This window comes from Bradyrhizobium sp. AZCC 2176, assembly GCF_036924645.1.
Lineage (GTDB): Bacteria > Pseudomonadota > Alphaproteobacteria > Rhizobiales > Xanthobacteraceae > Bradyrhizobium.
Window position 1 is genome coordinate 6,557,685 of the sequence record NZ_JAZHRX010000001.1, and the last position, 13,528, is coordinate 6,571,212.

At 62.6% G+C, this 13,528-nt stretch carries 14 protein-coding genes; 4 read left to right on the top strand and 10 right to left on the bottom strand.

Translation table 11 applies throughout. The annotated features are described in order from the left end of the window. Positions 1-10: 10 nt before the first annotated feature. The 5 genes from V1288_RS31115 to mgtE all read right to left on the bottom strand — a co-directional run bounded on the left by V1288_RS31115 (position 11) and on the right by mgtE (position 4,361). A complete protein-coding gene (locus tag V1288_RS31115) occupies positions 11-481 on the bottom strand; it encodes a VOC family protein (RefSeq protein ID WP_334360657.1) in 471 nt (156 codons plus the stop codon). Between the two features lie 143 nt (positions 482-624). Then, positions 625-1,536, bottom strand: a complete 912-nt coding sequence (locus V1288_RS31120) for a hypothetical protein (protein WP_334360658.1) — start codon at positions 1,534-1,536, stop codon at positions 625-627. Between the two features lie 3 nt (positions 1,537-1,539). Then, positions 1,540-2,358: an aldo/keto reductase gene (locus V1288_RS31125; RefSeq protein ID WP_334360659.1), complete on the bottom strand. Its 819-nt coding sequence runs from the start codon at positions 2,356-2,358 to the stop codon at positions 1,540-1,542. 138 nt (positions 2,359-2,496) lie between these two features. After that, positions 2,497-2,865 (bottom strand): helix-turn-helix domain-containing protein, encoded by a 369-nt coding sequence (locus V1288_RS31130; protein ID WP_334361452.1) that lies wholly within the window; start codon positions 2,863-2,865, stop codon positions 2,497-2,499. Positions 2,866-2,930: 65 nt separating this feature from the next. Beyond that, complete coding sequence (gene mgtE / locus V1288_RS31135) at positions 2,931-4,361, bottom strand: magnesium transporter (RefSeq protein ID WP_334360660.1); 1,431 nt, start codon at positions 4,359-4,361, stop codon at positions 2,931-2,933. Positions 4,362-4,466: 105 nt separating this feature from the next. Between mgtE and V1288_RS31140 the strand changes: the two genes are divergently transcribed. Together V1288_RS31140 and V1288_RS31145 are read left to right on the top strand one after the other, a co-directional pair. Next, positions 4,467-5,261 (top strand): polysaccharide deacetylase family protein, encoded by a 795-nt coding sequence (locus tag V1288_RS31140; protein ID WP_334360661.1) that lies wholly within the window; start codon positions 4,467-4,469, stop codon positions 5,259-5,261. 210 nt (positions 5,262-5,471) lie between these two features. Continuing rightward, on the top strand, positions 5,472-6,755 hold the full coding sequence (locus V1288_RS31145) for a polysaccharide deacetylase family protein (RefSeq protein ID WP_442893879.1): 1,284 nt from the start codon (positions 5,472-5,474) through the stop codon (positions 6,753-6,755). 97 nt (positions 6,756-6,852) lie between these two features. On the opposite strand, the gene V1288_RS31150 is transcribed toward V1288_RS31145, so the two are convergent. Then, entirely contained in the window at positions 6,853-7,227 is a 375-nt protein-coding gene (locus tag V1288_RS31150; protein WP_334360663.1) for a hypothetical protein, read from the bottom strand. A 511-nt stretch (positions 7,228-7,738) separates the two neighbouring features. Next, positions 7,739-8,164 (bottom strand): hypothetical protein, encoded by a 426-nt coding sequence (locus V1288_RS31155; RefSeq protein ID WP_334360664.1) that lies wholly within the window; start codon positions 8,162-8,164, stop codon positions 7,739-7,741. 311 nt (positions 8,165-8,475) lie between these two features. Here V1288_RS31155 and V1288_RS31160 point away from each other — a divergent pair, with 311 nt between their 5' ends. Beyond that, positions 8,476-9,273 (top strand): hypothetical protein, encoded by a 798-nt coding sequence (locus V1288_RS31160; protein ID WP_334360665.1) that lies wholly within the window; start codon positions 8,476-8,478, stop codon positions 9,271-9,273. 344 nt (positions 9,274-9,617) lie between these two features. On the opposite strand, the gene V1288_RS31165 is transcribed toward V1288_RS31160, so the two are convergent. Further along, complete coding sequence (locus V1288_RS31165; protein WP_334360666.1) at positions 9,618-9,815, bottom strand: hypothetical protein; 198 nt, start codon at positions 9,813-9,815, stop codon at positions 9,618-9,620. A gap of 546 nt (positions 9,816-10,361) precedes the next feature. Here V1288_RS31165 and V1288_RS31170 point away from each other — a divergent pair. After that, a complete protein-coding gene (locus tag V1288_RS31170) occupies positions 10,362-10,730 on the top strand; it encodes an HIT family protein (RefSeq protein ID WP_334360667.1) in 369 nt (122 codons plus the stop codon). Positions 10,731-10,786: 56 nt separating this feature from the next. Here the strand turns inward: V1288_RS31170 and V1288_RS31175 are convergent, their stop codons facing one another. Together V1288_RS31175 and V1288_RS31180 are read right to left on the bottom strand one after the other, a co-directional pair. Then, a complete protein-coding gene (locus V1288_RS31175; RefSeq protein WP_334360668.1) occupies positions 10,787-11,608 on the bottom strand; it encodes a phosphosulfolactate synthase in 822 nt (273 codons plus the stop codon). Positions 11,609-11,636: 28 nt separating this feature from the next. After that, a complete protein-coding gene (locus tag V1288_RS31180) occupies positions 11,637-13,016 on the bottom strand; it encodes an MmgE/PrpD family protein (RefSeq protein WP_334360669.1) in 1,380 nt (459 codons plus the stop codon). Positions 13,017-13,528 lie beyond the last annotated feature (512 nt).

Sequence of the window (13,528 nt, forward strand, 5' to 3'; positions counted from 1 at the left end):
CGCCTGGACCTCAGCCTCTCGCTGCGGCCTCCAATCCCGCAATGTCGAGCTTCACCATCTTGAGCATGGCCTCGGCGACGCGCTTGGCCTTGTCGCCGTCGGGATCGCGCATCAACTCGCCGAGCCGTTTGGGCGCAATCTGCCAGCAGAGGCCCCAGCGGTCCCGTACCCAGCCGCATTGCTCGATCTGTCCGCCCTCCTTCAACGCGTCCCACAGGCGATCGATCTCGGCCTGTGTGTCGCATTCGACCATGATCGAGAAGCTGTGGTTGAACGGGTCGAGGGGACCGGCCTCGATCGCCATGTAGTGCTGGTCGCCCAGGGTGAAGGCGGCGATCTTGACGCTGCCCGCGGGACCGCTCGGGGTATCGGCCGGTAATGTCGAAACCCAGTCGACCGACGAGCCGCGGACGAGCGAGGTGTAGAAGCCGATCGCGGCTTCCATGTCCTTCTCGAACCAGAGATGCTGTGTAACCTTCATCGCGGTGTTCCTTTCGTCTGCCAAATGGGCCGAGCCGGCCGCGCGTACGCGCCGCTCTTGTCCAAGGACGAACGACGGGGGCCGTTTCCGACATGGCGGGTGAATTTGTCGCAACGGTTCGCACCGAAAGGAGAAAGAAAAAATCAGGACGCGGAAAAATCCTGCGGCGTGAAGCTGAGGTCGAGCACCTTCCATTCGCCGTAGCGGTCGACCGGCAGCATCGCGTAGGGCTGGCAAGCCTGTAGCGCGCGGATCGCGCCCTGCATCAGCAACGGCCCCTTCATCGACGCGCTGGCCTCGATCAGGATCGGTTCCGCGGCGAGCCTGCCGTCCGGCGTCATCAACACGCGCAGCTTGACCTTGATGTCGTCGGCGCCCGACAGCGAGGCCGGCAGTTTCGAGCAGGTCTTGAGGTGACGCCGGAATTCCGCGATCAGCGTGCTCGCGATATCGGCGGCCTCGGTCGCGGGCCCATCGAAATTGTCCTCGCCCTTGTTGCGGGCGTGCGCCGGAGCCGGCGGCAGCGGCGAGAGATCGGGCGGCAGGCCGAGCAGCACCTGATACTTGATCGAGATGTCCGGCTCGGGCGGATTGTGGCCCAACACCGCTGCTTGCGATGGCGGCGCCACCTGCTGCGATGGCGGCTGCGGCTGGGCCGCTTGCGGCGTCGCGAGCACAGCCTGCTTCTGCGGCCGCGCGGCGGGCGCAGGCGGCGCGGCCGGCGGGGCTGCCGTGGCAGCGGCGGGCTTGTCGAGCAGGGAGAAGTCGGGCTGTGGCGACGGCACCGGTTCCGGCTTGTTTTCGGCAGGCGGCCCGTCGGGAGGCGCCTGCTTCTCGGCAAGCTCTTGCGGGGTCACGATCTCGACCGGCATCTGCTCGGCGGTCACTGCGCCGAACGGATGGACCTCGGAAAACAGCAGCACCAGCGTCAGCAGCGACACATGCGCGATCGCCGACGCCGTGATGTCAGTGGGTATGATCCGCCGCAGCTCCATTGCATCGGAACGATGTTCGATTTTCCTCTGGCCCGCCAGCATAGCGTCGGGCGGCGCCACGCCTCAATCCCATTTCGGCGCGAAACCGAAATCCGTGAGCCGGCCGCTGGCGCTGCCCATGTCGGAAATCTGCTGCATGTCCGCTTCCGACAGCTCGAAATCGAAGATCTCGATGTTCTCCGAGAGCCGCTCGAGTTTCGACGTTCGCGGAATCGCTGCCACGCCCTGCTGCACCAGCCAGCGCAGGCAGATTTGCGCCGCCGTCTTGCGATAGCGGTCGCCGATCCGCTGCAGCGCGCGATCGTTCTTGATGCGGCCCTTGGCGACCGGACTATAGGCCACCACGGCCATGCCGTTGCGCGCGCAGGCCTCCCTCACTTTCGTCTGGTCGAGATAGGGATGGTACTCGACCTGGTCGCAGACCAGCGGTTCCGAACATGAAGCCACCGCCTCCTCGATCAAGGCCACGGTGAAATTGGACACGCCGATATGGCGGGCGAGTCCCTGCTGCCTGATCCGCGCCAGCGCGCCGAGCGTCTCCACCAGCGGCACCTGCGGGTTCGGCCAGTGCAGGAGCAACAGATCGACCTCGGGCAGGCGCAGCTTCACCAGGCTTTCCTTGACGGAACGCTCCAGATCGTGGGGCGTGAAATGCGTTGGCCAGACCTTGGTGGTAATGAAAACCCGATCGCGCTTCACCCCCGCAAGCCGCAGGCCTTCGCCGACCTCGCGTTCGTTGTCGTACATCTGCGCGGTATCGATATGGCGATAACCGAGCCGCAAGGCCTGCTCGACGAGCCGCGCGCAGGCGCGTCCGCGCAATTCCCAGGTGCCCAGCCCGATCGCCGGAATTTTTGCGCCATTGGCTTCGACATACAGCATCGGTTGTATCCGCGGACCGGCCCCATTATGGGCTGCGGAAACAGCCATGCCAACCGATAGCGCCTTCGAGCGGGGAACAGCGGCGGACCCGATCCGGGGCACGCCCGATTTGCGGAAAGAAAACCGTCAAACCGCGAACTAGGCGGGCGACGGTTCCTCCGTGGCCAGCGCGGCGAAAACGGTTTCCGGCGAATGGGCGATCACGGCGAGCAGCGCCCGCGCTGGCCCGCGGGGGGCGCGCTTGCCCTGCTCCCAGTTTCGGATGGTTTCGACGGGCACGCCGAGCCTTGCCGCAAATTCGGTCTGCGTCAGCCGTGCGCGCCGGCGCAGGTCGCGCACCGCGGGCAAGGCCGGGGTGTCATAGGTCGTTTCGGCAGGCGATGTCGGCAAGGCCGCACGCCCGGACATCGCCGGCGCGGGCTCGGGCATCGGCGGCGCAAGCGGGAACTCCTGCCCGTCCCGCAGTTCGACGATCCGTCCGTCCGCTTTCAGCCGCAAGCGCTGCATGTTGACCTCGTGAGCCAACATCATCGGACAAGCGCCTTAAGACTCGATTAACGATAAATGAGGCGCTACCTGAGCCCGAACCACAGCGTGGCTATGCCGAGGAACGAGAAGAACCCGACCACGTCGGTGATCGTCGTGACGAAGGTTCCCGACGCCACCGCGGGGTCTGCGCGCACCCGTTCCAGCACCATCGGGATCAGGATGCCGCCGAGCGCGCCGGCAACCAGGTTGCAGATGATGGCAAGCCCGATCACGAGGCCGAGCCCCGGGATCTTGAACCAGGCCACCGCAGCGACGCCGGTGATCACGGCAAAGGCGAGCCCGTTGACGAGGCCGACCATCGCCTCGCGCATCACGACGCGGAACGCATTGTTGGAGCCAAGCTCACGGGTCGCCAGCGCCCGCACCGCCACCGTCATGGTCTGGGTCGCGGCATTGCCGCCCTGGCTCGCGACGATCGGCGCCAGTACGGCGAGCGCCACCATCTTCTCGAGCTGGCCCTCGAACAGGCCGAGCACGGAGGATGCCAGAAACGCAGTCGCCAGATTGACCAGCAGCCAGTTGAAGCGGGCGCGCGCGATGGTCCAGACATTGTCGGACAGTTCTTCGTCGCTGGTGACGCCGCCCAGCGCCTTGAGGTCCTCGTCGGCCTCTTCCTCGATGACGTCGACGACGTCATCGATGGTGATGACGCCGACAAGCCGGTTGGTGGTGTCGACCACGGGAGCCGCGACCAGATTGTACTTGCCGAACATCCGCGCGACCTCTTCCTGGTCGTCCAGCACGGAGACACGGCGGCGGTCTTCGTCGATCAGATCGGCGATCGGCACCGGCCGGCGCGCGCGCAGCAGCGCGTCCAGCGAGATGGCGCCCTGCCAGAGCTTTTCGGAATCCACCGCGTAGATCTCGTAAAACCGGTCCGGCAGATCAGGGGTGTCGCGCATGTAGTCGATCGCCTGCCCCACGGTCCAGTCCGGCGGCACCGCGATGAACTCCGACTGCATCCGGCGTCCCGCAGAATTCTCCGGATAAAGCAGGCTGCGCTCCAGCGCGACGCGCTCGGACGGCGGCAGCTTTTCGAGGATCTCCTCCTTGTCCTCCTCGTCGAGCCCTTCGAGCAGTTGGACCGCGTCGTCGGATTCCAGTTCGCGAACGCCCTCCGCGACCGTCTCCGGTTCGAGTTCCTCAAGGATCTCCTCGCGGACGGCATCATCGACTTCGTTCAGCGCCGAGAAGTCGAAATCGGCACCGGTGATCTCGACGAGGGTGACGCGGTCCTCGGGTTCGAGGGCCACGATCAAATCGCCGAGATCGGCCTCGTGAAGTTCCGCCACCACCTCGCACAACAGGGGCCGGTCGGCGGCGTGGATGGCGCGCGTGATCTCCTCGACAAACTCGTGGCGAAGCTGCCCCTCTTCGTCCCGCATCCGCAGGCGGTCGAGTACCGAGCCCTGCGCTGCTTCGCCGGCTTGGGCAACGTCGATATTCTCGGCCATGCCACGCCTCGCCAGTTTGACAGATTGAGGGAACTTGTCTGAGTTACGTTGCACGCTTACCCAATCGGCAACACCCAGCGCAATGCCAAATATGTCCAGCCAGAAATGACCCGAAATTTTAGCGCGGTACTGTGCTCGGCGGTCGCGGCACTAATGGGCTTCATTGCGGCGGCTCAGGCTGCCGAATGCAGCCGCAAGGACGCGCTCGGCACCTCACGCGTTCTCGCGGTAGACGCCGCCACCTACCCGCGGGTGGGCCTCAAGAGCTTTCCTCAAACGCTGCCGCTGGAAGACCACGAAGTGGTTCTGACCTTCGACGACGGGCCATGGCCTCCGACGGACCAGAAGATACTGGCGGCGCTGGCGCATGAATGCGTGCACGCCACCTTCTTCCTGATCGGAAAGCCGGCCTCCGAACATCCCGGCCTGGTGCGAAGACTGGCGGCGGAGGGCCATACCATCGCGCACCACACCTGGACTCACCACAATCTGAAATACATGAAGCCGGAGGCGGCTATCGGCGAGATCGACAAGGGCATATCGGCGGTCGAGATGGCGCTTCACGGAAAGGCCAGCACGACCCCGGGCACGCCGTTTTTTCGCTTTCCGTTTTTTGAAATGACGCCCGCGACGCTGGATGTTCTGCAAAAGCGCGGCATCGCCGTATTCGGCGCCGACCTCTGGGCCAGCGACTGGATTCCGATGACGTCGGCGCAGCAGTTGAAACTGCTCACCGAGCGGCTGCAGATCGCCCGCAAGGGCATCATCCTGCTGCACGATCCCAAAGCGCAGACCGCTGCCATGCTGCCGGCCTTGCTGCGCTACCTCCGTGACAACCGTTACCGCGTGGTCCATCTGGTCCCGGCCGGTGCCAAAACCGTGTCCGACAAAGCACATTAGATCACGATCTCTTTGGCTGACGCGGTTCTGCGGCCAGGATCACGCCCCGAAGCCAAATTAGGTGTGGAATTCAGATGATTAAGGCGGCATTCATGGCGCCAGATGTAAGCCGTTGCGTGCTCTTGGTGCGTGCTCTTGGAATGAAGCCGGGGTTCAATGATCGCTAGCGTATTTGGAGGGCATTGGCGGCGGCCTTGGATCGCTCTGTGCGTGGGCCTGCTGACCTCTGTCGCCGCGCAGGCTGCATCGGCCGCCGATTGCCCAGGTCATCCCGACGCCATCGGCACGTCACGCACCCTCGTGGTCGACCCGCGCGCCTATCCCATTATCGGCACCATGCAGTATGGCAAGACGCTGCCGCTCGAAGACCATGAGGTGGTGCTGACCTTCGACGACGGCCCGCTGCCGAAATACAGCAACCAGATTCTCGACATCCTCGCCGCCCATTGTGCCAAGGCGACGTTCTTCCTGGTCGGAAGCCAGGCCCACGCCAATCCCGAAGGCGTGCGCAAGGTGCGCGATGCCGGACACACGGTGGCCACCCACACTCAGAACCATCCCGGCGGCATGGATCGCTTGCCGCTCGACCGCTCCAGGCAGGAGATCGACCAGGGCATCGCGTCGGTGACCGCGGCGCTGGCCGACGGAACTGCGCCCGCGCCGTTCTTGCGCATCCCCGGCCTGCGCACCAACGACGGGATCGAGGAATTTGCCGCCGCCAAAGGACTTCAGGTCTGGAGCGCCGACTTTCCCGCCGATGACTGGCGCAACGTGTCCGCCGCGCGCGTCTATGAACTCGCGATCAAGCGACTGGAGGCCAAGGGAAAAGGCATCCTGCTGCTGCACGACATTCAGCCGCGCACAGTTACGGCGCTGCCGAGGATTCTGCACGAATTGAAAGTGCGCGGCTATCGCATCGTCCATGTCGTGCCGGCAACACCGGAGCGGCCGGCAACGCCGACCGAGCCGCAGCAATGGCAGTTGCGTCCGCCTTCGGAGATGGTGGCGATTTCGCGCTGGCCGAAGGTCCCGAAATTCGCTTTTGCTGGCACGGCAGCGCTCCCCGTCCCGGCTTTGTCCAATCTCGACTGGCACACGACCGACCTTGACGTCCGCGCAACCCGGCGCGGCGTTCCCCTGCCGGCGGTGGCGCCATGGCCACGGCAAACGGTATTGCCACCAGCCGGTACGCTGGCCACGCTGCCGGTTCCGGCGGCGAGCCTTTTCATAATCCCGGAATCGGCGCGCGTGACCATGCTGGCCGCGGCCGCGCGCCGGACCACAACGATTGCGCAGGCGCATTCAACGGAAATCTCCGCCGCAAAGCTTGCCGGCAAATCGCGCCGCCACGGCCGCGCCGCCGCGGCCGAACCACCGGCGTCCGGACAAGTCGCGCAGGCGCCGCAAAGCGCTGACGGGACCACGCCCAAGCCGGCGGTCCAAGCCAAGCGGAATGGGCGATCGGTCCGTGTCGCCGGTTTGAAGAAGCGATGATCGGCCGGTTCTGATCGGATGGATCAGGACCATCAGCTAATCATTTGTTTTGATGGGCTTTCCTGATCCCAGCGCCTGTCCGCCATTGGGACAAGGCTCAATTCGTCACGATCTTGGCGATGCAGAGCAGGATGACGATGGCGAGGAACAGGAGGTCGATATAGGCCTTGATCTCGCCGGCATGGCGGAGCGCGCCGACGTCGGTGATGACCTGCTTGCGCGTAGACGTCGAATTGGGCCCCTCGCCCAGCGCCGCCACGAGGCGGCGCGCCTCCAGTTCCAGCCGCTCGATGCGCTGGAAGAAGTGAAACGACCGAAGCGCCGACGCCGCATGCATGCCGGCATAGACCAACACGAGAACGGCAACGACCACGCGGTGTTGATACTTCTCCAGGAAGTTCAGCGCGAAATAGACCAGCGCCAGGAACACGAAGTTGGAGAGGAATCGATAGGCGTAGCTCAGAAACAGCATGAAGATGCTCCGGGTGGTCTTGGCAGTGTCGAACTTCCTGGAAACGCCGAACGGCGGGAGCCGGCAGGAATCAGCAGCCGGCCGGCGCGTCTAGTTTACGCCACCGGTGCGACAGTAGGGGCAACAACCCGCACAGCGCGCCAAACGATTCGCGTGCCGTGGCATTGCGGACACGCGAACACCTCGCAGAATTGTATCAGGTCCAAACTGCAACATTGTGGTGCGCTCGGAGCGCATCGAAGCACCCAAACATACCAAGCTGTTACAAACGGGGGCGGACCTGCCTGATCAGCCACTGCGGCCACCACAGCACCGCTGTGAGGCTATTTTGACCGTCGGATACCGCAAAGAGGACCCGCCATTTGCGGCGGGTGCGAGTCTAGGGAGAAGATTACAAACTAAGCTGATTCGCGGCACCAAAGCTGTACCGCAATTCACACACGCTATTCAAAAAACACGGCCTTCCGTCGAGACGGCAAACCTGAGCGAGGTTCCGGATATCTCACGGCGGCTATACTTTGCCCTCGATCATCTTGAGTTTGACGGTCTCGCAGGTCTTCCGAACGTGCTCGGTAAAGATCGCGCATTCTTCGATGCGCTTGAAGATCTTTTTGGCTTCCTCACGATACGAGGCAGCGGTATCGCGCATGAAGGCAATGGCATTGTGAACTTCAGCGGTCATCGCCTCGCATTTCCTCGCCGCGTCGATCAGCTCTGCTCCCATGGCTTCGATTTCCTTGGCGGCGGCTTCATAGTCGCGGACCACAGCCTCGGCAGTGAGCGCGCCGACGCGCGTAACGCCCTCTTCATGCTCGACGTAGTCCGGCATCGGCCCCGATGGAGCCGCCCTGATCGCGGGAAGGCTCCCTACGACATCTTCTTCAAGCTTGGCTAAATCCAGCGGCGCAGTTCTGTGCAGTCGTTCGATACTCGCCATAGGCGTTCTCCATCACTCGATGAACAACCCCCAGCGCGCAAGCATAGCGACCGATTCGTGGCGGAATCCGGCATCGAAGGAAGCAACGAGAAGGCGGGCGTGTGAATACAAGCGCCGTGGGATGGCGCCGAGCGCTTCCATTCACGCGAAGCTGCACAGGCCCGAGCATTAACCATGCCGGAGCATCAGGCTGCGCGTGGCCTACGCTTAATGCGCGTTTAACGGTTTTGCTTCATTGATTGACGATCCAGCGCAACATCCTTCAAGCCGCAAGAATTGCGGGCCGCACTCAACCTCTTTAGGAGGATCGATTGAGGACGCTCCTTATTTGCGCGCTGGCTGCGACCCTGGCCGGTTGCAGTAGCCAGCAATCAACGCAGCCATCATGCGTCGGCCTGAACCCGTTGGCCTGCCTGACCGCGGTTCATGTGCCGCTTGAACCTGAATCATATGACAGCGATTCTGCCGCAGGGAAACCTGTGTCCATCGTCGCCTGGCGCGGCGACAGCCCGCCCCGATCTCACGCGAACCACGCCGTCCGTCGAACTCCCAGGCCAATCAAGCTCGCGGCGAAAGCTGCACCTGCCATTCCCCTGCCGCTTCGTTCTCCGCAAACGAACCAGCAGACGGCGGGCAATGCCGTTGCTTCCGACGCGGCTCGCGCAAGCGCCAGCGATCCGCATTCGACGCCCGACGCTCCGCCGACCCGAACGACACAGGAGCAGGTGGCGGCCGCCTCTGCCGTCGCAGAACAAATGTCGGTCCCGACGTTGGATGCGTCGCTGGACGCGCTCGTGGCCGTCCTCGTGGCGGGTCCCGACGTCAAGTCGGTATCCGACCTGACCGGCAAGACAATTGCGATCGACGATCGATATTCCGAGACATCCATCAGCCGCGTCAGGACCGCGATGGCGGCGGCGGGCGCACCCGAAGTCCAATTGAGCAAAGGTCAAACCACGGCGATCAATCGGCTGCTCAGCAAAGAAGTTCCGGCCGCGGTCGTCGGGTTACTCTCTGCCGGCGCCGCGAACAGCTTTCCCGAGCTCCCGCGATTGAAGACCTTTCAAATCCCGCTCTCGGCTCGTTCCTCGAACAAACAACCACCGTAAGCGATGCGGCAGCGGAAAAGTCCGGTCTCCTGCACGGAAAAAGGCGGCCGCATTGGCGGCAGGGTGAGCCCTGCTTTGGTCAGGCAGGCCAAACGGCCGACAGGCATCGAGACAGATACGGACTTGATCGAGTTTGCCCTGGCGACGGTCGCGATCGAGGATAACTTCGCAGACGTGTTCAAGGAGTCTCGTGGCAAGGTCGACCCGAAGCTGAAGCTCGGTTTTTGAGGTGGCGGAGTTCGATTTCGACGCCGCCCGGCGGTGAGCTCGCTTCGATCCATGATATTCTACTTCAACTCGTTCCAACTGAACGCGTGCTGTTCTATCGTCCGAAACACACGCAGTCACTCGAGTCCGATACGTAGGAGGGCTCGTGCCACCTCCAGCTCGCTGATAGCTTCACATAGTGCTTTTCGCGCTGCTGCCTTGTCGCCATTTTCGCAGGCCGCACACAACTCCTTGATATAGTCGGTCGCCGCTTCCGCTTGTGCGACAAGCTCCGCAGCACCAATAAAACTGCGCCGCCGTTTTGTGTCCATCATGAACCCAGTCCCGATTTCGTCTGCCCACCGTGTTGGCGGCATTCGCGAACGTGCTATGGGCGCAGCATTCGCCGCTGGCTGCACGGGCCCTCGGTCCGGCTCGTTCAGTCGGCGACTTAGGCCCTCTTATCCGGTTCGCGGTGGTCGGTTGCTGCAGCTCCCGCCCCGTCGATCCGCAGGAAAACACTCCGTCGCGTGTGCGAGGCCCGCCAGCAAGCTGCGCTCCCGGGCAACTGAATGCTCGCCAGCATTGAACTTAGGAGCGTCCCTCGACAGATTTCAAGAAGGCATCGTTTGGGGATGTATTTAAAACGTACCTGAGTGGTGTTAGATGCATGCGACATTGGAACTGATGCACAGGATGAGCTTTGACATCGGCATGCTGCAGCCTGGCGAAGATCAACTAGATGGCTGATCGGTAACTGCGATGAAAGCGTACGACGGCATCCCTTTGGTGGTTCCGAAATGCTGAGGCCCGATGAAGTTCCGATGCTCTCAGCCACACGACGATGACGCTCAATTGAACAGAGTCGGCCGAGGTGAACGATGCCCGATTGTATCTTCTGCAAGATCGTCGGCGGCGAGGTTCCGTCTACTATCGTCTATGAAGACAAAGAATATGTTGCTTTCCTCGACATTCGTCCACAGTCGCCAGGTCATACCCTGGTGATCCCCAAAAGCCACGTTCGATGGGTTTGGGATGTGCCGGATGTCGGCGCATACTTCGAAGTGGTGCGAACGATCGCGCGGGCCATGCAGAAGGCATTCTGTCAGGAAATACACGCGCGCATTCTGGGTGAAGAAGTGCCGCATGCGCACATTTGGCTCTACCCTGCTCCGGGCCGGACAACGGGCGACCCGAGCAATCTCCAATCGAATGCGAAGAGGATTCGCGACGCACTTGCGACCTCATAGCCAACGATCCAGAAGAGGCGGCCGACGACGCCCGTCGATATTCCCGGCCGCACGACTTATGGAGCAAGGTTTTGAATGCGGCCCCACGTGCTCTTGGTGCCCCAAATGCCGGACCGCAGCGCCTCGAGCTGTATGATCTGGCTGTGATCAACGAACAGATTGACCTCGTTCCCATAGTTCTTGATGTACCATTCGAATACTGCGGGATCAGCGCCTTCGAACATGACCTTTTCGAGCCCAAGCTGATTGATGATACGGGCCACCACGTCGGTGCGCCATGCGCTCACATTTTCGGTGATACCTTCGCTTTCGATCATGATGATGTCGGCGCCGGCGTCGAGCGCGCGCTCGGCCTGGGCGATCAGCCAGCCGACATCCTTGGTACCCTCGGCAGCGAGTTCCTCGGCCGCGGTGCTACCGCCGGCGCCGAACTGAATGCCGAGTTCGGGCTTGGCTTTCAGCCCGGCGCTTTTCACCTTCTCGATCAGGCGCAGGATACTATCCGTCGGCAAGCTGATGAAGCCGCTCGAGATTTCAATGACATCGAAGCCAAGCGCCTTGGCTTCCTCAATATAGCGATCAACCACTTCCGGTCCAAAACGCAGCACGTTTTCGATCCAGCCGCCGGTCGACACGTAAACATCATGATCGTGTGCCAGCCTGTTTATGCTCTTCACGGCGTCCGCGGGCATCAGCGCGAACGATCCGCCCGCATACTTGATCCCATCGACCCAGGCACCGACCGTCTCCAGGACATCGGCGAGATGACGCGGACCATAAGCGCTGTAATAGGGCCCTCGAACTTCGGTAAGTCCCGTTTTGCGCGGCTTTGCCGAGCGCGCCGCCCGGGGGATGAAAGAAAATGTGGTTTCGGTCATCGGTCTCGTCCTTCTATGCGCACGGATATCATGTGCTAGCGACATGCGAGCGAATACCGCCGAGCGACTTCGTCAGGTCAGCGATCGGGCGTTCGTCGAGCGTGGCAATCACATCGGCAATCGCCGCCTGCTCCGCCGCGGTGATGAAGGTACGGCTCACGCGATCGAATTTGGCTCGCGCTGCCGTCCAATCAAAGGGACTGGTGTGAAAGCCGTGATAGTCTTCCCGCCGCACGGAAAAGACGGTGCCATCCTCCAATTCCACTTCGAGCTCGGCTGGCAGGCGCTGCGGGAATAGTGCCGATAGCCGTGCTTCCGGCGTAACGGTTACGTTGCGCAGCATCTGCTGGACGTCGGGGCCGGCTATGCGATCGGGCGCGTACTGCTCGGGTTGCACCTGGCCGTCAATAAGGGCAACCGCCAGCATATAGGGAAGGCTGTGATCAGCTTCCTCCTTTGTTCGCACAATTCGCTTGTCGCCTTCCTCTCCGCCACCGATGATCTGATGGGCCACCGCAAAGGTCTTGAGCCGCACCGCCCGCGCCGCGATGGCTGCAAAGTGCGGATTCGCGCGAATATCCAGGGCCGCATCGATAGCCGACTGCGCATGGATTTCGGCATTGTGCTTTTTCAATATGGTAAGGCGCACACGCTCCAGATCTTCCTTCGACCAGTCGATCTCGAATGGCCCGGCGATCGTGTCCATGAACCCCTTATTGCCCTCAAAAACCGCTTCCGGTCCGGTAATGCCGCGTGCCGCAAGCAACGCAGCATGTGTTGCCGCCATGGCTGTATTCGGATAGGCGAGGCCCTTCCAGTGTGACAGCGCGCCGGTGCGGGTCACGCGCAGTGCGTTGTTCGCAGTGCCGCTGATGGCGATTGCGTTGGCAATCTGATCGCGAGAGAGAGCGAGCGCCTTGGCAGCTCCGGCCGCTGCGGCATAGGCGCCTTGGGTTGTGTGATCGAACCCCTTGTCTCGCACCGGAGCAACATCGCTCAAACGGGTATGGATCTGATATGCGACTGCAAGCGCGGTCAAAAACTCAGCCCCGGTCGCCTGCTTCATCTCGGCTGCCGCCAGAACCGCGCCGAGATTGTCGGACGGATGACAGGTCTCGCCTTCGGCGAGATAGCTGTCCATGAAATCGAGATATCGGCTGAGCGCGCCGTTGAAGAAGGCCGCCCGGTCCGGCGCGGTCTTGCCGCCGCCGATGAGCGTCGAAAGAGGCCGGCCACCGAGCTCGGCTACCAGCTTGCGAATGGCGCCGATGGGCCCAGCGTCAAGTGCGCCAAGCGCTACGCCAATGGTGTCCAGCACGCGGATTTTCAGCTGCTCCACGGCCGCAATGCTGAGGTCAGCAAAACGCGCACGCTCGACAAAACCGGCCAGCATCTGCACCTGGGTCATAGCCGGGCTCCTTGATTTAGATGTGGTATGGAAGGATCGAATGATCAAACGACATCTGCTCGGCAAGGGCCTCATCGCGCTGAGCCCGAAGGGCCTCTGGTCGGGTTCCGTCGCAGCGTTGATCGCGGCCGCCTGGACGATGGCCACGGCTCACCGACATTGCGCTGCCCTGCTTCCTCATCCTTCTCCGGCCGCCGGCCCGCAACCGCCAGCCGAAGCGACTCCAAACATCCGTGTCCCGACGCGACCCGCCGGGCCCGCCGGCATTGTCGTCCCCGGCCTCGTTCGTAGTTCCTTTGCGCGTCTTGAGGAGCCCGCGCAGCGTGGTGACGGAATCCCTGCAGGTTCGGTCTTTCGGAACTGGGATCTTCGCGGTCTCGCGTCGCGCGCACCCAGGGATGGGAACACTATCGCCTCGCTTCGATTGAAGTAGATGATCCGTTGTTCAGAGGGGCGGGCTGGGATCCTGTGAAGGGCGCAATACTTCCGCCACTCGTACCTCGAAAGCGATC